The sequence below is a fragment of the Desulfosporosinus lacus DSM 15449 genome, assembly GCF_900129935.1.
GTDB classification, from domain to species: Bacteria; Bacillota; Desulfitobacteriia; order Desulfitobacteriales; family Desulfitobacteriaceae; genus Desulfosporosinus; species Desulfosporosinus lacus.
Window position 1 is genome coordinate 1 of record NZ_FQXJ01000028.1, and the last position, 19380, is coordinate 19380.

General features: G+C 39.1%; 17 protein-coding genes, 2 tRNA genes and 1 pseudogene. 3 read left to right on the plus strand and 17 right to left on the minus strand.

Annotated elements, in window-relative coordinates; genetic code table 11:
- Window positions 1–758: tyrosine-type recombinase/integrase (locus BUB11_RS23575; protein WP_073032767.1), on the plus strand; the 758-nt coding region annotated here is incomplete at its 5' end.
- A 75-nt stretch (window positions 759–833) separates the two neighbouring features.
- Here the strand turns inward: BUB11_RS23575 and pdxR are convergent.
- Complete coding sequence (pdxR, locus tag BUB11_RS23580) at window positions 834–2345, minus strand: MocR-like pyridoxine biosynthesis transcription factor PdxR (RefSeq protein ID WP_073032769.1); 1512 nt, start codon at window positions 2343–2345, stop codon at window positions 834–836.
- 115 nt (window positions 2346–2460) lie between these two features.
- Between pdxR and BUB11_RS23585 the strand changes: the two genes are divergently transcribed.
- Together BUB11_RS23585 and BUB11_RS23590 are read left to right on the plus strand one after the other, a co-directional pair.
- Window positions 2461–3186 carry an AzlC family ABC transporter permease gene (locus BUB11_RS23585; RefSeq protein ID WP_073032771.1) on the plus strand — a complete coding sequence of 242 codons (726 nt, stop codon included), beginning with the start codon at window positions 2461–2463 and terminating at the stop codon, window positions 3184–3186.
- A complete protein-coding gene (locus tag BUB11_RS23590; protein ID WP_073032772.1) occupies window positions 3176–3493 on the plus strand; it encodes an AzlD domain-containing protein in 318 nt (105 codons plus the stop codon). Before BUB11_RS23585 ends, BUB11_RS23590 begins: the two co-directional genes overlap by 11 nt.
- A gap of 420 nt (window positions 3494–3913) precedes the next feature.
- Here BUB11_RS23590 and BUB11_RS23595 read toward each other — a convergent pair.
- The 16 genes and pseudogenes from BUB11_RS23595 to BUB11_RS23670 form a co-directional block, all read right to left on the minus strand.
- Window positions 3914–4000, minus strand: a tRNA-Leu gene (locus BUB11_RS23595).
- 8 nt (window positions 4001–4008) lie between these two features.
- Window positions 4009–4083: transfer RNA gene (locus tag BUB11_RS23600), tRNA-Cys, on the minus strand.
- Between the two features lie 112 nt (window positions 4084–4195).
- Window positions 4196–5155: an ADP-ribosylglycohydrolase family protein gene (locus tag BUB11_RS23605; protein WP_242947722.1), complete on the minus strand. Its 960-nt coding sequence runs from the start codon at window positions 5153–5155 to the stop codon at window positions 4196–4198.
- A 226-nt stretch (window positions 5156–5381) separates the two neighbouring features.
- Window positions 5382–6455 (minus strand): annotated as a pseudogene (locus BUB11_RS23610) (HD-GYP domain-containing protein); the annotation flags it as partial.
- A gap of 978 nt (window positions 6456–7433) precedes the next feature.
- Window positions 7434–8963 carry a xylulokinase gene (xylB, locus tag BUB11_RS23615; protein WP_073032774.1) on the minus strand — a complete coding sequence of 510 codons (1530 nt, stop codon included), beginning with the start codon at window positions 8961–8963 and terminating at the stop codon, window positions 7434–7436.
- Window positions 8964–9011: 48 nt separating this feature from the next.
- A complete protein-coding gene (locus tag BUB11_RS23620) occupies window positions 9012–10052 on the minus strand; it encodes an NAD(P)-dependent alcohol dehydrogenase (protein ID WP_073032775.1) in 1041 nt (346 codons plus the stop codon).
- Window positions 10053–10188: 136 nt separating this feature from the next.
- Window positions 10189–11178, minus strand: coding sequence for a sugar ABC transporter substrate-binding protein (locus BUB11_RS23625; RefSeq protein WP_073032777.1), 990 nt, complete (start codon window positions 11176–11178; stop codon window positions 10189–10191).
- 130 nt (window positions 11179–11308) lie between these two features.
- The gene (locus BUB11_RS23630; RefSeq protein WP_073032779.1) at window positions 11309–12301 is read right to left on the minus strand and encodes an ABC transporter permease; all 993 of its coding nucleotides are present in this window, start codon (window positions 12299–12301) and stop codon (window positions 11309–11311) included.
- A 1-nt stretch (window position 12302) separates the two neighbouring features.
- Window positions 12303–13814, minus strand: coding sequence for a sugar ABC transporter ATP-binding protein (locus BUB11_RS23635; RefSeq protein WP_073032781.1), 1512 nt, complete (start codon window positions 13812–13814; stop codon window positions 12303–12305).
- A gap of 396 nt (window positions 13815–14210) precedes the next feature.
- Window positions 14211–15335: an ROK family transcriptional regulator gene (locus BUB11_RS23640; RefSeq protein WP_073032783.1), complete on the minus strand. Its 1125-nt coding sequence runs from the start codon at window positions 15333–15335 to the stop codon at window positions 14211–14213.
- A gap of 284 nt (window positions 15336–15619) precedes the next feature.
- Complete coding sequence (locus BUB11_RS23645; RefSeq protein WP_084110507.1) at window positions 15620–15949, minus strand: hypothetical protein; 330 nt, start codon at window positions 15947–15949, stop codon at window positions 15620–15622.
- Between the two features lie 105 nt (window positions 15950–16054).
- On the minus strand, window positions 16055–16462 hold the full coding sequence (locus BUB11_RS23650; protein WP_073032786.1) for an arsenate reductase ArsC: 408 nt from the start codon (window positions 16460–16462) through the stop codon (window positions 16055–16057).
- A 3-nt stretch (window positions 16463–16465) separates the two neighbouring features.
- Window positions 16466–17554, minus strand: coding sequence for an ACR3 family arsenite efflux transporter (gene arsB / locus BUB11_RS23655; RefSeq protein ID WP_073032788.1), 1089 nt, complete (start codon window positions 17552–17554; stop codon window positions 16466–16468).
- A gap of 20 nt (window positions 17555–17574) precedes the next feature.
- The gene (locus BUB11_RS23660) at window positions 17575–17913 is read right to left on the minus strand and encodes an ArsR/SmtB family transcription factor (protein ID WP_073032789.1); all 339 of its coding nucleotides are present in this window, start codon (window positions 17911–17913) and stop codon (window positions 17575–17577) included.
- A gap of 203 nt (window positions 17914–18116) precedes the next feature.
- The gene (locus BUB11_RS23665) at window positions 18117–18368 is read right to left on the minus strand and encodes an adenylate cyclase (RefSeq protein WP_073032791.1); all 252 of its coding nucleotides are present in this window, start codon (window positions 18366–18368) and stop codon (window positions 18117–18119) included.
- A 134-nt stretch (window positions 18369–18502) separates the two neighbouring features.
- On the minus strand, window positions 18503–19369 hold the full coding sequence (locus BUB11_RS23670) for a VanW family protein (protein WP_073032793.1): 867 nt from the start codon (window positions 19367–19369) through the stop codon (window positions 18503–18505).
- Window positions 19370–19380 lie beyond the last annotated feature (11 nt).

A 19380-nucleotide genomic window follows, 5' to 3' on the forward strand; every position in this document is an offset into this window, starting at 1 on the left:
GCTGGGCCAGCGTTGAACGCAATAATGGTGTGCGCGCTCTCGCTCGCAAACAAGCAGTCATTAAATCCCTTTATCGTTATTTGCTGCGCGAGGATATGATTTCTAAAGATGTTACTATCAAGCTAGACCCGATTAATGTCAACCAAAAGCTTCCTAAAGCTCTTGAGCCTAATCAAATTGCTGACCTTACTGACGTTTTACAGAACGGTGTTGGTTTATCTAAGGAACAACTCAAATATCACGCATATACTGAAAAACGCAATTACGCAATATTTCTTACCTTTATTGGTACAGGATTGCGTTTATCCGAACTCTGTCATCTTAATCTCACAACTACAAACCTTAGTAAAGGCTACTTTGAAGTTATTCGCAAAGGAAATAAAGAAACAGTCGTATACTTTAATAGTGAGATCAAGGAAGCTTTGGACGATTATCTTCAAAATGAACGACAACGATATGCTCAAGGCAAATCAGAGGCATTATTTCTCTCTATGCAAGGAAAACGCATAAGTACAAGAGCAGTACAAAATCTCATAACAAAATATATGGCAATTCTTAAAACATTGGGACATAATACTGACGGTTTTAGCGCACACAAAATGCGTTCAACCTTTGCCACATTACTACTCCGTGAAACGGAAAACCTGGCAATTGTACAAGACGCTTTAGGACATACCGACCCCAGAACAACAAGAATATATGCTAAGGTTCTAGATGAACAACTTAAACGTTCAGCCGAATTGATAAAGTTTAGGTAGGAAATTAATTAACGCCCACCTTTGTTGAAATCAACAAGGGTGGGCGTTTTATTTGTCTGATTCTTCCTCGCTAGGTTAAATAATCGGCCATACCGAAGAAGGAGGTGCATCGTTATCTTTAATCTTTTTTGTTATTTGTGTCAAGGTTTTGGCCAAGCGCTGCACACTTTCAAGCAAAACGGTTTCATTGTGAGTCGTAAAACAGAGACGAAACTCATTATCAGGGGTGGGCATTGTATGGAAAGCTTCGCTAGGCACAAAGGAAATTCGGTTTTTTGCAGCAGCTTGTAGGAGTTGTTGGGAAGTACCCGCTTGTTTTAACTTACACCAAAAGTAAAACCCTCCCTCCGGCACCTTAAAATCAATATCTTTTACACACAAACGCAGGAGAGCTTTTGCCATTGTATCTCGGCGTTTTTTGTATTCTCTCCGAACCTTGGTCAGATGCTCTGCAAGCTTCCCTTCATTTAAGAACATGGTCACGAGCCATTGGGCTATGTTGCTTGAATGCAAGTCAATAAACTGTTTTTCCAAGGCAAGCCGATTGATTAAAACAGGCGGACCTGCAAGATAGCCTGTACGTAAACCTGGGAATAGGATCTTCGAGAAAGTTCCCAAATAAACTACTCCTCCGTAGGAATCCATTGCTTTAAGAGCCTGAGGCGGCTGTTCACCATAACACAAATCGCTGTAAGGATCATCTTCCACTATAACAAGCCGATGACGTTTTGCGAGTTTTACCAAATCTTTGCGCTCTTGTTCCGGCATTACCCTGCCGGTCGGGTTTTGATAGGTAGGTATGATATATAACAATTTCGGCCGGTAACGAATTAGAAAGTCCTCCAACAGCTCTATTGAAAATTTTTCCGAGTAAGGGAGGCTTAAAATCCTTGCTCCTGCAGCCTGAAAAACTTGGATAGCACCGATAAACGTTGGTGTTTCCATCACAACATAGTCGCCAGGTTCCAATAATACTTTGCTCAGTAAATATATGCCTTGTTGGGATCCTGAGAGAGTTAGTATGTTCTCCGTCGAAGCCGGTATCCCCTTCTCGCTCAACATTGCGGCAATTGCCCTTCTCAATGGGTAATAACCTTCTGTAGGAATATGTCCAAAATCTGCAGGGGGGACAGTTCCAATATTGTGGTTAAATAACTCGGTAAAGGTTTCCAGAGGATAAAGGGCTGGATCAGGCATACCTGCAGCCAGAGATATAGTACCCGGAGCATTAGTAGAAACCAGATCCCTCAGGATTGACGCTAAAGGGTTTTGAGGATAGGCAGTAAACAGTTGGGGCCAGGGGACTTCAGATAAGGACTCTAAATCACGTGCTTGCGCTACATAAGTCCCGCTGCCTACTTTGGTCCATACCAATCCCTGCTGTTCCAACTTACGATAGGCATTGATAGCAGTTGTACGGCTTACAGCAAAGAGGTCAGCTAATTCCCGTTCAGGGGGAAGCTTCGTACCTGAAGGCAAGATTTGCTTTTGGATTTTGTCAGCAATGAGTAAGGAAATTTGCAGATAGAGGGGTTGCTTATTAGAGGTATCCAACTCTGTGCTATTTAGGTATTTGGATATGTCCATTTGGCATTTCTCCTTATTTTGTATCCAATTTATATTATATAAGCATAATTGGATATTTACAATATTTTCGTTTCTCGTTAAGATTTAAAGAAATATTAAAGGTAGGTGGATGATTATGCTGCTATCAAATCTCCTCTCAGGTAAGAACGAACTAGCGGAAGAAGTATGGGTTGCACTTCGCGAATGCACCCCAGTGGTGCTTGGAGTAGTGCCCTTTGGTATCACCTGCGGGATAATGGGGCTTACAGCAAAAATGTCAGGAATAGAAACTATTCTAATGTCTGTCTTTGTTTTTGCAGGTGCGTCACAGTTTATTGGCATTACCATGCTGAGCGCAGGCATAACGGGCTGGGGAATTCTTATGCTTACAACCTTACTGGTAAACTTACGCCACTTGATCATGGGATCATCCTTGGCACCCTATATGGTTAGACTGCCCTTTCCCCTTCAAGCATTCCTGGCATTCTTTTTGACCGATGAAGCCTATGCCTTGACCATTAGCCGAATTCACAAGACCAGATACAGCGTGCCCTATCAATTGACTGTGAGTATTGTGCTTTATTTAGTTTGGGTTTTAGCTACTATTACCGGGGTAGTTTTGGGAAGCTACATTTCCGACCCCTTAACTTGGGGGCTTGATTTTGCCATGCCGGCAACTTTTTTGGTATTGCTGATACCGCTGTTGGCAGACCGCATCAGTCTAATTGTATTCGCTATAGCTGCAGTGGTTTCAGTAATTGCTGCCCTGTACTTACCGGGTAAATGGTATATTATTATCGCCTGCCTTATAGCCAGTTTAATAGGGGGTTTATTAGAGGGGGATAGCGAACATGCGCAGTGAAGTTTTATACATCATTATAGGGATGACCTTGGTTACATATTTCACCAGATTTGGAGCACTAGCTTTGTTCCGGTTTACAGGGGTTCCAATTTGGTTAAACAGATGGTTAAAATATGTCCCAGTTGCCATATTGACGTCCTTAATTGTCCCTTTGTTACTTTCGCCCAAGGGATATTTGGATATTAGTTTATACAATGATTACCTGATTGCGGGCATAGCTGCCGCTTTTGTGGCCTATAAGAGCCGTAATATCATCGCTACCTTGGGTCTTGGGATGTCAGTTATGTTTGTCCTGAAGTTATTATAGAGAACTACTTAATTCAAAAGCTATACAACGACGGAAGCCCCTAATAGCTATTACGCCTCAATATCCAAATCAGAATTTGGGCAATCCCGACAAGGATGGGAGCCTTCTCTTCGGCTTGTCCCACAATTCGACAGCGCTGTCGAATTGTGGACAAGCCCGGCCGGGTCTGACGTTAACTATTTGGTTTACGATACATCGTTTTTAACTCCATGTGCATGGTTTTTGACGCCAAAGGCTGTTCTTTCGTGCATATATTACGCAGAACTACCCGCAAATCCTTGCAAAATCTAAACTTTTCGAGAAATTAGCAAACCCTAATTAAGGACATCCTTGTATGGGTATAACCTTTCTTCCATCCCACGTATAAAAAACCCCGAAATCCATAATCAAAGGATTTCGGGGTTTGCTAAGTAGTCTGTATGGTGCCGATGACCGGAATCGAACCGGTACGGATATTACTCCGCGGGATTTTAAGTCCCGTGCGTCTGCCAGTTACGCCACATCGGCAAATTGATTGGAGGCGGCACTCAGATTTGAACTGAGGAATAGAGGTTTTGCAGACCTCTGCCTTACCACTTGGCTATGCCGCCAGATTGAGTGGCCGTTTAAACCGGAATTTCATATTAGCATTTTTAACTTACGTTGTCAACAGCTAATCTGAATTGTGATTGAAAACTCTAAACATATCACGCCATAAGTTGATTACTTTGTTTGTAATACCCGTTCTGCAAATTGATTAGTTAGACTCATTATTTTTTCATAGTCTAATAGTTTCTTCAGCCAATGATCAGGAATATTCGAATACCCATAATGAACACCAGCCATACTACCCGTAATTGCTCCCACTGTATCCGTATCCCAACCTAAATTCACTGCTTTAAGCACTGCGTCCTCAAACGACGATGTAGTGAGAAAGCTCCAGAGAGCAGCCTCCAAGGATTCAACGACATAGCCCCCCGATTTTATATCACTTTCATCAAGATCAGGAAGTTCACCGCTAATAATACGTTTAAAATGACTTAATTGCTTACCAATTTTGCGGTCTATAAAAAACACAGTTTGAGATTTAAGTCTCATAGTGTCATAGGCTTTTTGGGGACTGCTCCCTTTTAGTAATTCTCTCACGAACAGAGAATACAAACTGCACGCCAATTGGCTGCGCGGATGTCCGTGGGTTATCTTGGAAACTTCACACATCCGCTGAATCATAGTGTAATCAGATTCATGGGCGAAAAATAGGGTTGCTGGGAGAATTCGCATCAGGCTTCCATTCCCATTACTTTTTGCATCAGTAGGACCCGCTTTAAATGGAGCGACCCCATGGATCAATCTCTTCATGGCTATTTCTGTAGTTCCGCCTATATCAAAGGACTTGCCCAACGGAGTCAAATAGCCATCACGATACCACATTACAAAGCGACGAGCAATATCAGCAGGATTATAGCCCACCTCATACAGACTTTCAGCCAGACAGAGTGTAAGGGAACTATCGTCCGACCATGCTCCCGGTTCAAGTCCAGAGGCACCTCCTCCCCTCATATCTGTGATTGGGTTTTTCTTTATTTCTGTTTTCGTCATGAACTGGACAGGTAACCCTAAAGCGTCACCGATAATTACCCCCATGACTCCACCAATTATTGCATCTCGTTTCAAATGAACCACTCCCCAATTTTATTGACCATGACTGTATTATTTGAGCTTTTAACCACTTTAATTAACGCCATATTAAAACTCTTTAAGTATGGCCAATATCAAAGAACTGACTATATCACTTACCAGAAAAAATTAATTTCCTTTTTTGACTCTAGACAATAGCACCGGACGTTCAACATTGAAGTGAGTCCCTGGTTCTATTGTTTAGCATTACCACGCACTCCACGTGCCTCTGTCACGTTGAAAGTGCTGTATTTTTCTCCGGCTCATCACTATATATAGCCATTGATTTTCCTAATACTTTTTCGATAAATACACTTGTCAGTTCAGGATCAAATTGAAAACCTGCATTTCTATGTAATTCCGCTTTTACTAATTCATCTGGTAATGCACTCCGATAACTTCTCTCACTAGTCATTGCATCATAAGCATCCGCTATCGTTAATATTCTAGACACAAAGGGGATCTCTTCTCCTTTTAAGCCTTTTGGGTACCCTTTCCCATCCCATCTTTCATGGTGATACAATACGTAGTTAGCAATGTCGGACATATCATTGATCGTACTTAGAATTCTATAGCCTATTTCAGGGTGGCGCTTAATTTCCTTCCATTCATCGTCTGTAAAGTTACCAGTCTTATTAAGTATAGTTTCGTTTATAGCTATTTTGCCTATATCATGTAGTAATCCAACCGTCATAAGTTCCTCATTATCATTCTCAGGCATTCCGAGTACTTCTCCCATGCTTTTGCATAACGCTGAAACTCTATGTGAGTGCGCCTCTTCTCTTTTGTTTTTCTCATGAAGCGTATTAATGATAGCACCCATTGTTTTCCCTCTCACACTTGGACTCTCCAAGAGTTTTTTCTTATACATATGGTCCTCAGCCTTTTTGAATATTTCTCGATTATTTTCTTCTTCATTATTCTTGGTTTCATAACCAAAGGAAATAGAAACATCAATGGATCCTACTTTTTCTTTTAATGACAGATCCTTGATCCGTTTAATGATTTTCTCTGTTACAAAAGCATCCGTTTTAGGTAATATAATAACAAATTCATCCCCTCCGAGTCTGGCAATGATGTCATCAGCTCGGCATCCCCTCTTTATCACTTCTGCTACTTTCTTAAGAAGCTCATCACCCATGACATGTCCAAAGGAATCGTTGATAAGTTTTAACCCATTTACATCAGCCATAACAATGGTCATAGGAAGGTTTCTTTCTGTATCTAACCGTTTTAACTCATCTTCATAAAATCTTCGGTTGAATAAACCTGTTAAGGGGTCTGTGTTTGAAACCCACTCCAGCTTTTCCATATTATATTGCAGTGATATTATTTGAGATGCTGAGGATATCCCTGCATAAACAAATACATATCCTAAAATGATAAATACTAAAAACAATAGCATGTCCCATGTAGGGTTAAAACTTTTCGAATGTTCGAATGATATCGTATAGTTATTAAGTAATAACAAAAATGCAAGAATTGGGTAGAGAGACATAAAGCTTATGGTTTTATTGGATACTTTGTTAAGAACCATTTTGTAAGGTTCACTTATAAAAAAATAAGTGGCTAATAACAATAATACCTGAATACAAATTCTAAAAATATATATAAGGTTGAGAAAATATTTCAGATCATCAATACCAGAAAATAATTGTACAGATGATATGGCAATTACTAAACATATTGTTGAAAACATCCAAATGCTAAACATTGCAAATACTTTTTTTGTTATTGATTCTTCAAATACCAAATTAATATACGATATGTATAAAAAAGAATTTAAATATAATACATATTCAATAATTATGGGATCTTGTATATATTGTTTCGCACAAATATTAGTAATATAAATGAATAACGTGATTAATAAGAAGGTGTTCAAACAGAATTTAAAGGATTTTTTTCTTGTAAGTAAAGTATGTGTTGTTAAAACATTAAGGATAGCAATTAAGAATAAGTACGAATTTTGAAGTGATATCAAGTCAAATCTTCCCTTATCTAAATTATTTGTCCAGTATTTTTATACAATTCCACTTATTTCCTCAAAATCCTTCCGAGAACACATAAATATTACAAGGAACAACAAAAAGAGCCCGAACATATCTAAATCAGAAGAATTGAATTCGTCGGGCTAACTTGAAACACCTAGGAAATATAGATTTGAGGTATTTCAGAGAAAGCTTAAGGGGTTATAGCGAAACATTAGTTTCGCTATAACCCCTGTCATTATACTGAGTAGGTTCACTCACAAAGATCTCTTATAATCCTGCCGTTCACAGACTTATTTTGGGAGTTTAGATAAATACTTAAATGACCCCTCTAAATCAACGTACAATTTCTTATACAGCTGATAATACTCGTCGTACACCTTTCGTGTGGAAAGGTTTGGCTTCTGGATGCTATTCTTGATAACTAAATTGTCACAGGCATTTTCTACTGAATCATAGATTCCTGCTCCAACTCCTGCTAGTATCGCAACACCAAAGGCAGGTCCTTCATCCGCTTTGATCGTGCTTACAGGGCAACCGTACATATCGGCAAGCATCTGTCTCCAGACGGGACTTCTTCCTCCGCCACCACAGGCTATCATCTCTTCGACGTTAACTCTCATTTCCTTAAAGACATCAACACATTCAAGCTGGGAAAAGGCTACCCCCTCCATTACTGCACGAATCATGTTAGCGCGATTATGCGAAGCAGACAATCCGAAGAATACCCCTCTGCAATAAGGATCTGGATGAGGAGAGCGTTCCCCCATCAAGTAAGGCAGATAAACTAATCCCCCTGCTCCGGGCATAATTTTTTCGGCCAAGGTATTCATGACAACATAGGGGTCAACCCCTAGCTTTTCAGCCTCCATCATTTCCTCAGAGCAACAAGTATCTCTCAACCATTTCAAAGATAAGCCAGCACCCAAGGTACAACTCATGACCGTCCACTTCCCTGGTACGGCACTGCAAAACGTATGCACCCTGCCCTTAATGTCAATGGAAACCTCATCTGAAATGGCGTAAATTACACCGGAAGTTCCGATGGTCGTAAAAGCATTCCCTGCCCTTACAACCCCTGTACCAACTGCGGCAGCAGAGTTGTCGGCTGCACCGCCCACAACGATTGTACCCTCTCGGAGTCCTGTTAAGTCTGCTGCCCTTCTGTGTACCTTACCTGTAATATCTGGTGATTCATAGATCTTCCCCAGCATAGACTTGTCGATATTGAATTTATATAATATTTCATCAGACCAACAACGATTAGGAATATCCATCAGTTGCATACCTGACGCATCTGACATTTCTGTAGCAAATTCACCCGTAAGCATATAGCGGATGTAATCCTTAGGAAGCAAAATATGAGCACATTTCTCATAAACTTCAGGTTCGTTGTTCTGAACCCAGAGAATTTTGGAAGCAGTAAAACCTGTAAGTGCAGGATTGGCCGTAATTTCTATGAGCCTTTTTTCACCGATTATTTTATTCATTTGCTGGCATTCATTGTCTGTTCTCTGATCGCACCAAATGATTGAATTTCTCAAGATGATTCCATTCTTATCGAGCATTACAAGCCCATGCATCTGTCCGGAAAGACCTATTCCGGCAATTCCGGATGTATCAATACCACTCTCATTGACAACGTATTTAATACCATTACATGTCGCATTCCACCAATCAGAAGGGTCTTGCTCTGCCCAACCATTTGCTGGCTGATATAATGGGTATTCAATCGTCTTTGAAGAGATGGCGTTTCCGGCAAGATCAAACAACACAGTTTTTGTACCCGAGGTCCCTAAGTCAACGCCAAGTAAATATTGCATCGCGCATCCCTCCTGGTTTAGCAGTCTACGAATATTAGTACCAATAGATTAGCCGATTTTTATAACAGCTTTAACAACATCTTCTTTATGGTTAATCGCGAAGTCAAAAGCATTGGCAACATCTTCAAAATCAAACTCATGGGTAATAATTCCAGAGATATCAATAATCCCTTTTGAAATTGCATTGATCGCTTGAGGATAGATATTTCTGTAACGAAAAACGGATTTAATTTCCGCTTCTTTAGCCATAATTTTTGCAAAGTTATATTCGATAGTATCCTGAGGTGCCATGCCAACAAGAACGATACATCCACCATTCTTGACAAGATAAGGGGTTTGAGCAATTGTTTGGGTAGCCCCTGCAGTTTCGATAACAATATCGACGCCTTTTTTGTTCGTAAGTTTATCGATTTCCGCTAAAACATCCACTTCTTTGGTATTTAAAACGGTCGTTGCTCCCAGTTTTTTAGCATATTCCAGCCTTTTTGGAATAACGTCCACAACTGTAATATCCGTTGCGCCATACGCCTTACACGCCAGGAGTGTAACAAGACCTATAGTACCTGAGCCGAGGATCACCACTGAATCTCCTAACTTAACATTACCCTGGGCTGCAGCATGCATGCCAACAGCTAATGGCTCAACAAGCGCACCTTCTTTAGTTGAGATGGTTTCTGGCAGCTTAAAGGCCATGTTTTCCGGAAATGCAATGTAGTCCATTAAGCAACCATGATAGGGTGGTGTCGCTAAGAACTCTACATCCGGGCAAAGATTGTATCTGCCTGTTTTGCAAAATTCGCATTGACCACAAGTACATCCCGGTTCTAAGGCTACTTTATCTCCAACTTTGAGATTTTCTACGCCTGATCCGATGGCAGCTACAGTTCCCGCACATTCATGACCAAGTATAAAATCACCATTGACGATAAAATCTCCTATTTTCCCGTGTTCCAAATAATGCACGTCAGACCCGCAAACCCCTACATATTCAAGTTTTACAAGGACTTGTTTTTCTTTCGGTACAGGGACTTCGATTTCACGGATTTCCAATTTGTTGAGACCGGTCATGTAGGCTGCTCTATTTTTCATTGAGTACCCCTCCTTGAGTAATGTAGTTAGTTAATAATGGTGCAAGCACATATAAACGCTAGAGTAGCTGTTAGCCAACAGGACATTCATCCCTGAGGGAGAATGTCCTGCGTACTCCAGAGAGCCCTTAAACGTATTATTTAATTGTTCCGGATTTTTTTAGGATTTCGATGTATTGATCAACATTTTCCTTAGTAACCAGGGGGTTACCAATATCAGTGTTAATCTCTTTTTCTGCGCCAGTTAAAAGCTTGTTACTTGCGTCAAGCATTTTCTCTGCAAGTTCATTAGCATTTTGCAAACAAGTAGACGTCATTTTGCCTTCTTTAATAAGGAACAATGCTTCAGCAGTTCCGTCAACACCATAGGCAAACATTTTTGCATACTTTGGATTGTCCTTAACTACTTCAAGTGCTCCGGCAGCCATGTTGTCATTCATGGCAATAACAGCATCAATTTTATCGTTAGCTTGAACCCAGTCTTCCATATACTTCATAGCTTCATCTTTGTTCCAATTAGCGATTTGCTCACCAACAATTTTAACATCTGGGCGTTTGTCAAAGAACTCTTTTTGCCAGCTGGCACGACGCTCATCGGCATGGAAGTTACCGGAAGGTCCTTTTAGGACAACGACTTTTGCATCCTGTGGAATTTGTGTTAAAGCTGCACGTGCATTAACCGCTGCTTGCTCATAAGGTTGAGCATCAACTGACGATGCACCTTCAATACCGGAAATACGTGCATTAGTTGTAATAGCAAAGATACCGGCTTTAACGACCTTTTCTACATAAGGTCTTTGAGATTCGCCACTATTTGGCTGTACGATAACTAGATCGAATTTGTTGGTTATAGCATTCTCAATCATAGAGTTTTCTTTATCATCGTTTGCCTGACCATCGAAAACCTCTAGGGTAATATTCGGATATTTCTTAGCTTCATCTCTAACTGCATTAGCAAGCCAAGCCGCAAATGAATCGGATTGGGCGCGTGCTATGTAGGCAACCTTGTATGTTTTCTCGCTGGACGAGTCACTCTGAGCAGGCGTTGTTGGCTTACTTGATGAACAACCGGCTAATAAAGCCACCATTAATAACACTGAAACTACGCTTAACAGTTTTTTCTTCATCTTTTTTCTCCATCCTTCTCTCTTGTAAAGTTATATTTTTAAACAGCAAGGCTCATTAATTAAGTTCATAAAATACTTCGTTTAAGAATTTGATTATTTCTCATCATTAAACAAGCCTTAACTGATGTTTTTATTTTTTATCTGCTCCCAGATCCTCTGCTTTGACTAACGTAGCTTTTGCTCTGCGGTTCCTTGATCGAATATCGTAGATTACAGCAAGTGCGATAATGGTGCCGCGAACTATTTGTTGCATATAAGAATCTACATTGTTTAAGTTCATGATGTTATCTAAAAACCCGACAATGAACGCACCGGCAAGGGTTCCTCCTACGGTACCAATACCGCCCGAAAAGCTCGTTCCTCCGATAATAGCTGCGGTTAGAGCGGTAAACTCATAATTGATAGCGCCATTCGGAAGACCTGCATTGACACGGGACATGAATAAAACACCCGCAATCCCTACAAAAATACCATTAATGATAAAAGCAGTGTATTTAACCTTATGAACGTTAATCCCTGAGGCAATAGCCGCTTCTTCATTACCTCCGACAGCATAAAGAGAACGTCCAAATCGAGTATGATTCAACAAATACCACGTTAGAATTGCAATCGCTATTAGAAAAATAATAGGAATGGGAATAACTCCAATTGATCCCTGTCCTAATTCCGTAAATTTTCCCAATTGAAGGATGTTTTGTCCCTTCGTGTACAGAAGTGCCACACCACGAGCCACTGTAAGCATTGCCAATGTAGCAATAAAAGGAGGTGCTTTAAAGGTACTAACCATGATGGCATTGATTACGTTACATACAATCCCAGTCAGAATACCTACACTAAGTGCTAATAACAAAGAGCCTGTCGCTTTATAGGTAGATACTGCAAATACTCCGGCAAGTGCCAGGACAGACCCTGATGATAAGTCCAGCATTCCACTGATGATAAGCAGCGTCGCACCCAGTGCCAGGATAGTGGTAACTGATAACTGCCTTGAAATGTTGGTTAAATTATTGACTGACAAAAAATTAGGATTTGCCAGTGAACATACAATGAATAACCCGACTAGAATCATATAAATGCTGTATTTCTTTTTAACAGTACTCCAAAAATTACTTCCTAGTTTCATTTCAGTTCACCCCCTTAGTTGTCAAAGTTCCGGTAGCATATCTCATAATGAGCTCTTGAGAAAAGTCTCCTCGATTTATCTCCCCTGTGATAGTTCCTTTGGCCATGACATAAATCCGGTCACACATCCCAATGACCTCAGGGAGTTCAGAAGAAACGATAATTACGACTTTACCCTCTTTAGCTAAATCCGTCATAAGCTTATAAATTTCTAACTTGGCGCCGACATCAATACCTCGAGTAGGTTCATCCAAGATTAGAATATCCGGATTTCTTATCATCCATTTGGCGAGAACAACCTTTTGCTGATTACCTCCGCTCAGTGATGCTATAGGTGTATCTATGTTTGGTGTTTTAATTCTCATCTTATTAAGAATTTCGGAGACTAGTTTCTTCTCAACTTTTTTATGATTCCTGTAAGCATAAAAAACACTTTTCAAATTAGAAAGGGTCGTATTTTCCTTGACTGATCGCATAGGAATTATTCCGTATCGTCGCCTATCCTCTGAAAGCATGACCATCCCATGATCGATACTCTGACGCACGTTTTTAATCGTAACTTCCTTGCCTTTAATTTTTACAACCCCGGATGTTTTTGGATCAAGGCCAAATAGAGCGCGCATAACTTCGGTTCTTCCGGCACCCATTAGCCCGGCAAATCCTAAAATTTCCCCTTTTTTAACATGGAAATTAATATTATGGAACACATTTGTGCAATTCAAGTTTTCAACCTGAAGCATATCTTCCCCAATAGCAACGTGTTCCTTTGGAAAGGTCGTGGTAAGTTTACGTCCCACCATCAAGGCGATAACCGTTTCGATGTCCAATTCTTCCTTAGGGTGGCTTTCTACAACCGTTCCATCTCTTAACACTGTTATATCATCCGCTATCTGGAAAACTTCATCTAACTTATGAGATATATAGATGATGCTTACTCCTCTAGCTTTGAGTTCTCTTATCTTAACGAATAGTTTTTCTACTTCCTTAAGTGTGATCGCCGAGGTGGGCTCATCCATTATGATGATATCGGACTTGTAGGAAATAGCTTTAATGATTTCCAGCATCTGAATATCTGATATAGTAAGATCTTTAAGTGGGGTCGTCGGAGAATAGGGTAGATTTTCAGCCAGTAAGAGCTCTTTAGTGCGTCGTCTTACCTCTTTCCAATTAACATTACCGAACCTTTTGACGGGGAGATTTCCAAGAAAAAGATTCTCTTCAACTGTCATCTCAGGAACATAACTCATCTCTTGAAATATCATGGAGATCCCTAGAGTTCTCGCTTGGATAGGATTATTGATTTTCACTGGTTTTTCGTCCATGTAAATCTGACCACTATCCGGTTGATAAATTCCATTAATGATTTTCATTAATGTTGATTTTCCTGCCCCGTTTTCTCCACACAATACATGAACAGACCCTTTTTTGACAGCGAAATCAATCTTATCGAGAGCCTTAACACCAGGAAACGATTTCTCAATCTGTGATACTCGCAGCTTAAAATTTTCTTTCATTTTCTTCCCCCATGAGATTATTTGTTTAATCCTTTCTCATGCTGATTCTAAAATCAGAATAGAGTCTTCTTTAACATCCCTCATATTTCACCACTTAAACATTTGTAAAAAACGAACTTATTTTTCCGTGATTTATATAAGACTTTTGTAAATATGTTTTAATAAGATTTAATAAAATTATATCCCTTTTTTCACTTAAGTCAACCTGTGCTTGACTAGTAAAGTTATACATTTCTGAATTAATTTTGTCATCTGAACTCTATGGGTTTTTCCATTTTTCTGCAACACAAACATGAAAAATCATCTTGCCTGGAATTACTAAGTTATCCAGTAAAGATGATAACATTATTAGAATTGGTACTCCTTGCAGGGGTTGAGTACGTTAAGTAAATATATTTAAATATTATTGATAAAGGTTTCAACATGTTGCAGGGCTGCGCCAACGGCTGTTGCTTCCAACTTATATTTACAGACATGCAGATAACTTCCGTCTACCTCAAACGAATTTCTTTTTGATACTAATTCTCTTAATTGATCAATGTACTCATCCATATAGGCTCCAGCATACCCACCTAGGATTACATTACAATCATAGAGCATTCTTAAATTGTTGATAATGATGACCAAGTGCGAGAGATATTCTTCCCAAAGAGTTCTTTGAGGTTCATTATTTGATCTTAGAAGTTTAAAGAACTCAGCAATATTCCCGTTTGTGCTATCTGATAGGATTTTAGCTGAGCAATATACATCAACACATCCTTTTTGTCCACAGTAACAAGGGCGACCGTTTTGAACAATTGTCATATGTCCAAACTCACCACTGCGTTGATTTTGTCCTGAAAAGATATTCTTTCCTATAATAATAGATCCACCCACACTATTATTAAGAGAGAGATATACCACATTTTGTATATCGTCTTCATTCCATAGTTCTGCAAATCCTGCTGCATTTGCATCATTACTCAAAATGCATGGATATGGTATAAATTCACTAAAATCCTTTACGCTTCCCCCTTTGAAATCGATAACCGTTGCGTAATTCACCCTTTGTTTATCTGCTGATAATATTGCAGGTAAGGCAATACCTACACCTAAAATCTTCGAACTTTCTATTGTGCAATCACTAATGAATTGCTGTACTAAGTTTCCAACTCCTGCAAAGTATTCTTTAGAATTGACAAATGGATATTGCTTTCGGACATTTTTGATCAACTTTCCGCTTAAATCAATTAATACAATTCCAACATGATTTCGGGTAATATCTAATCCAATTGCATATTTATGACTATTAAACGTAATAGCCTTTGCTTTTCTGCCTCCTGTAGACTCGAATAAACCAGTCTCAATAATTAAATCTCTTTCTTGTAATTCTTTAAGATTTTGGGTAACGGTGGGTAAACTCATATTTAGAGTCTGAGCTATTTCTTGAATAGAGATAGGATCCCGCTTATATAAAAATTTGTAGATAGCATTTCGATTGATCTTTCTCACTTCAATGCTATTCACTCTGTTAATTGTCATCTTATCCCCGACTTTCATAAATGTGTTTTAATAATGTATTCATAGTATTATATTTTTGTTGTTTTTACAATCATAATGTCGAAACACTACTTGCTTATGAACATTTAAATCCTGCTTCAGTATCCTGAATTTTCTTTTCACGCCTGCATGGCAGTGCAAAATAGCCCGATAACCTTGATTTTGATAGCATCAAGTTATCGGGCTATTATTTATATGTGCGCGAGATCTCTAGGCAAAGTGCCTAGAGATCATAATTCTGTAAACATCCAAAGATACCTATAAAATTAAACCAGCATATTTCTGATTTCTTCATAAATCATGGAATCGCTAATCCCACCATAAAAGCATACCTTCCCCTTTATTGCGACCATAGGCAAGGCATATCCGGTTTTGAACATCATATGGGCTGTGTCATAGCCACTCAAATCATCCTCTAGTACATCAAGGAAGCGTATCTGCACCTCTTTAGCCACATCACTATGCAGTAGAAATCGTTTCAATTGCTCGAACATTTCACCCATGGTCTTTTCATGGCTCGAGTCACAGGAACCGCCACAACTGCAAATCCCTGCAGGTTCCTCATCTCGGATTCCAAACACCTCAATTTCGATCATACCTTTTCCCCCTCTATATCTTATTTTCCTTACTTTTTAATTTCAGGTGATACGTTTGGGAAATGTGCCTGAAAGATTAGAGAAATTCGACATTACCTTGATACTCTACCATAAATTATTAATTTTGCTTTTCAGGTCCATAACCTTCTGTTCTATCATTTGAGCAGTTTTTATAAACTCATGCTTATCCTTACCCGTCGGATCATCCAGTCCCCAATCTTCCCTGTATTTACACGGTAGAAAAGGACATTTGACGTTACATCCCATGGTAATTACAACATCCACAGGAGGAATATCTGAGAGCAATTTTGATCTTTGGGTTGTGTTCATATCAACACCATAAATCTCTTTAATTACTTCAACTGCATCTTGATTAAGCTGTGGCTTGGTTTCAGTCCCTGCTGAATAGGCCTCAAAGTTATCCGCTGCAATTAGCTTTGATATCGCCTCTGCCATCTGTGACCGACATGAGTTATGAACGCAAATATAGGCTACTTTAATTTTTTGCGGCATAATTCAAACCCCTTTTTCAAATATATGCTTTGGCAGACCATTTTCATTAAAATACTTGCGTTTGAAGAAGAGTGCGGCATTTACCAAAGCAATCATGACTGGCACCTCAACCAAAGGACCGATTACTGCAGTGAAGGCAACATCTGATGCTATACCGAAGACAGCTACAGCAACTGCTATGGCAAGTTCAAAATTATTACTTGCCGCTGTAAAAGCTAAGGTTACAGTTTGGTTATATCTGAAACCGCCTTTAAAAGACATATAAAAGCTTACAAAAAACATTATTGCAAAATAAATTAACATAGGTATTGCAATTCTAATGACATCTCCAGGATTTTGAATAATTTGCTCTCCTTTTGTTATAAACATAATGACGATTGTATAAAGAAGGGCGATCAAAGCCAAGGGAGATATCTTAGGAATGAATACCGTTTCGTACCACTCTTTTGTTTTGAATCTTATCAATCCAAACCTTGTAATAAAACCCGCTGCAAAAGGGATACCTAAGTAAATAAGTACACTCTTTGCTACTTCCCACATCGAAACATCCACCACCTGGCCTCCCCAGGAAAGCCCCAGCCACTTAGGTATGACAGTGACAAATATATAAATATAGACTGTGTATAAAAGAATTTGGAAGATAGAGTTAAGGGCAACCAAAGCAGCACAATATTCGTTATCACCTTTAGCGAGGGTATTCCAAACAATAACCATTGCAATACATCTGGCAAGACCTATGATAATAAGTCCAATAGCAAAGCCCGGTTTATCGCCAAGTAGCAGTATAGCAAGCACAAACATTAAGATAGGACCTATAATCCAGTTTTGAATCAGCGAAAAGGAAAAGATCTTTTTATTTTGTGTAACTTTTCCGATCTCTTCATACTTCACCTTGGCAAGGGGGGGATACATCATAATGATAAGACCTACAGCTATCGGCCATGATATTGTTCCGGTGCTGAATTCACTTAGTGACTTTGCTAAGTCAGGAAAGAAATACCCACCAAAGACACCGACTGCCATTGCGATAAATATCCATAGTGTCAAAAATCTGTCTAAAAACGACAACCTGGGTTTATCAACATTCTCCATTTCAATCATCCTCCCTATATCTAGTCACATTTAATATTCTTACGCTTTAGCCAATCCTTTAAGTTTTGCAAGTCATTTTGATATAATTCCAGATTCCTCAAGTTATCATATACCAAGCTATCCATGAACTTCATACGTTCATCTAAAGCCATGGAATAGTAGACCCATTGGGCATGTTTACGGTCTTTCACCAATTCGGCATTCTTAAGATAAATCAAGTGCCTTGATGCCTTGGCTTGTGAGATTTGTAAGGCTTCCATAATATCGCAAACACAGAGTTCTTTTTCGTATAACAGGTTTAGAATCCTCAACCGAGTTTCATCAGAGAGGGCCTTTAAGGCATCTAACAGCTTTTCCATTCAATCACCTCTTTTAAGTATAATACTCATATATTCGCTTAAGCGATTATATGAGTATTATACATCATAGTTTAGTAAAAGAATACTAGTATTGATAAATATGTATTAAGTATAGCTAGCCTATGCGTCAGTCGATTTCCTTTTTTACTTAGAAGTTCTTAGTGATTAAAAAGAAGCCTATTCGGCTTCTAAATTAATTCAAGTTATTCTGACAGAATTCTTAAAGCATCATCAAGGGCTAGGTGATAATGAGATGGCAAGTCGTGAACCGTTTCCTTGATTTCTTTAAATGCCCTCCGATGGGCCTCTAATGCTTGAGCGTCCTGAGGATAACAGGAATCCACCAAATTGACCATCGCCTTAGCTTCTTCAGCATATCCATGCTGATTGAGATAATCGTACAGGGGAAGTGCAAATTTCAAGACATCACTTTGAGTTTTAATCATAAAAGGCATTCTTTTAAACTCCAATCAAACAATTTTAGAAAGATTACATTACTATATATAATAACGCCTTAAAGGTCTAGCGGCTCCCAGCAGAATGCTAAAATAAGCAACTGGATTTAAGCGTTTAGTCATAACGGCATTCCCTAAAACCCATTTTTTCCATTATCAGATAAACCATAAATAATGTCACAACCTTCAACCTCTTTATAATTTTCCGGAACATATTTGACTTCTGCAAAATTTTTTGTAACTAATTCAGTCTCGATAATTTCTCCACTTTTCCTTCTTACTATCTTATTTCTCCATATTTCATTTTTTCGGTAGTATTTCTCCCCAATCTTAAGAAACTGATGATCTTTTTCAAATACGTGATATGCAAAATCTAAGTTCTGATCGATCCTTAATTCTCCTTCTAAACATTTATCAGAAAGCCAAAGTCTCAGTTGAAAAGTATACGGAGTACAATTCATAAACTGATAGTCTATATAATTGTAAAAGACTGTTGCCCCACTGCCGAAGGGCAATACCCTTCTGTCATCTGGGAATGGATCAAAACTATGATGAAACCGTTTCGTAACAATTAAGGGACTATGAATAACCAGCCAATGGATTAAATTGGCGATTTGACAGATTCCCCCGCCAATGCCGGGCTTCGCTTCACCACAAGACAATAGCATGCCAGGTAAATATCCCTTCCGCTTAGTGGTTAATCCGACTAATTGACAAAAAGAGAATGTTTCACCAGGCTTGATGAGAATACCATCAATTCGCTTTATCGCTATCGAAAGATTTTTAACTTTGTTATATTGCAACTGTATGTCTGTGTCGCCAAGTTTCCTTATCAGAACTGACTGATGCTTCTTGACTCTGTATGGTAATCTTTCGGAACTTTGCAACGAAGCAAACGTCTTATCCTCGAAACACCATCTTAAATATATTGCTAATCTTCGAAACCAGACTGATAAAAAATAGAGTATTGGGTGTATCTCGCTTATTAGCCTACGTGCCATACTAATCCTTC

Excerpts from the sequence above, each read along its gene's own strand:
- pdxR (WP_073032769.1), bottom strand. The coding sequence starts at position 2,345 with ATGGACATATCCAAATACCTAAATAGCACAGAGTTGGATACCTCTAAT.
- BUB11_RS23585 (WP_073032771.1), top strand. The coding sequence starts at position 2,461 with ATGCTGCTATCAAATCTCCTCTCAGGTAAGAACGAACTAGCGGAAGAA.
- BUB11_RS23590 (WP_073032772.1), top strand. The coding sequence starts at position 3,176 with ATGCGCAGTGAAGTTTTATACATCATTATAGGGATGACCTTGGTTACA.
- xylB (WP_073032774.1), bottom strand. The coding sequence starts at position 8,963 with ATGCAATATTTACTTGGCGTTGACTTAGGGACCTCGGGTACAAAAACT.
- BUB11_RS23620 (WP_073032775.1), bottom strand. The coding sequence starts at position 10,052 with ATGAAAAATAGAGCAGCCTACATGACCGGTCTCAACAAATTGGAAATC.
- BUB11_RS23625 (WP_073032777.1), bottom strand. The coding sequence starts at position 11,178 with ATGAAGAAAAAACTGTTAAGCGTAGTTTCAGTGTTATTAATGGTGGCT.
- BUB11_RS23630 (WP_073032779.1), bottom strand. The coding sequence starts at position 12,301 with ATGAAACTAGGAAGTAATTTTTGGAGTACTGTTAAAAAGAAATACAGC.
- BUB11_RS23635 (WP_073032781.1), bottom strand. The coding sequence starts at position 13,814 with ATGAAAGAAAATTTTAAGCTGCGAGTATCACAGATTGAGAAATCGTTT.
- BUB11_RS23640 (WP_073032783.1), bottom strand. The coding sequence starts at position 15,335 with ATGACAATTAACAGAGTGAATAGCATTGAAGTGAGAAAGATCAATCGA.
- BUB11_RS23645 (WP_084110507.1), bottom strand. The coding sequence starts at position 15,949 with ATGATCGAAATTGAGGTGTTTGGAATCCGAGATGAGGAACCTGCAGGG.
- BUB11_RS23650 (WP_073032786.1), bottom strand. The coding sequence starts at position 16,462 with ATGCCGCAAAAAATTAAAGTAGCCTATATTTGCGTTCATAACTCATGT.
- arsB (WP_073032788.1), bottom strand. The coding sequence starts at position 17,554 with ATGGAGAATGTTGATAAACCCAGGTTGTCGTTTTTAGACAGATTTTTG.
- BUB11_RS23660 (WP_073032789.1), bottom strand. The coding sequence starts at position 17,913 with ATGGAAAAGCTGTTAGATGCCTTAAAGGCCCTCTCTGATGAAACTCGG.
- BUB11_RS23665 (WP_073032791.1), bottom strand. The coding sequence starts at position 18,368 with ATGCCTTTTATGATTAAAACTCAAAGTGATGTCTTGAAATTTGCACTT.
- BUB11_RS23670 (WP_073032793.1), bottom strand. The coding sequence starts at position 19,369 with ATGGCACGTAGGCTAATAAGCGAGATACACCCAATACTCTATTTTTTA.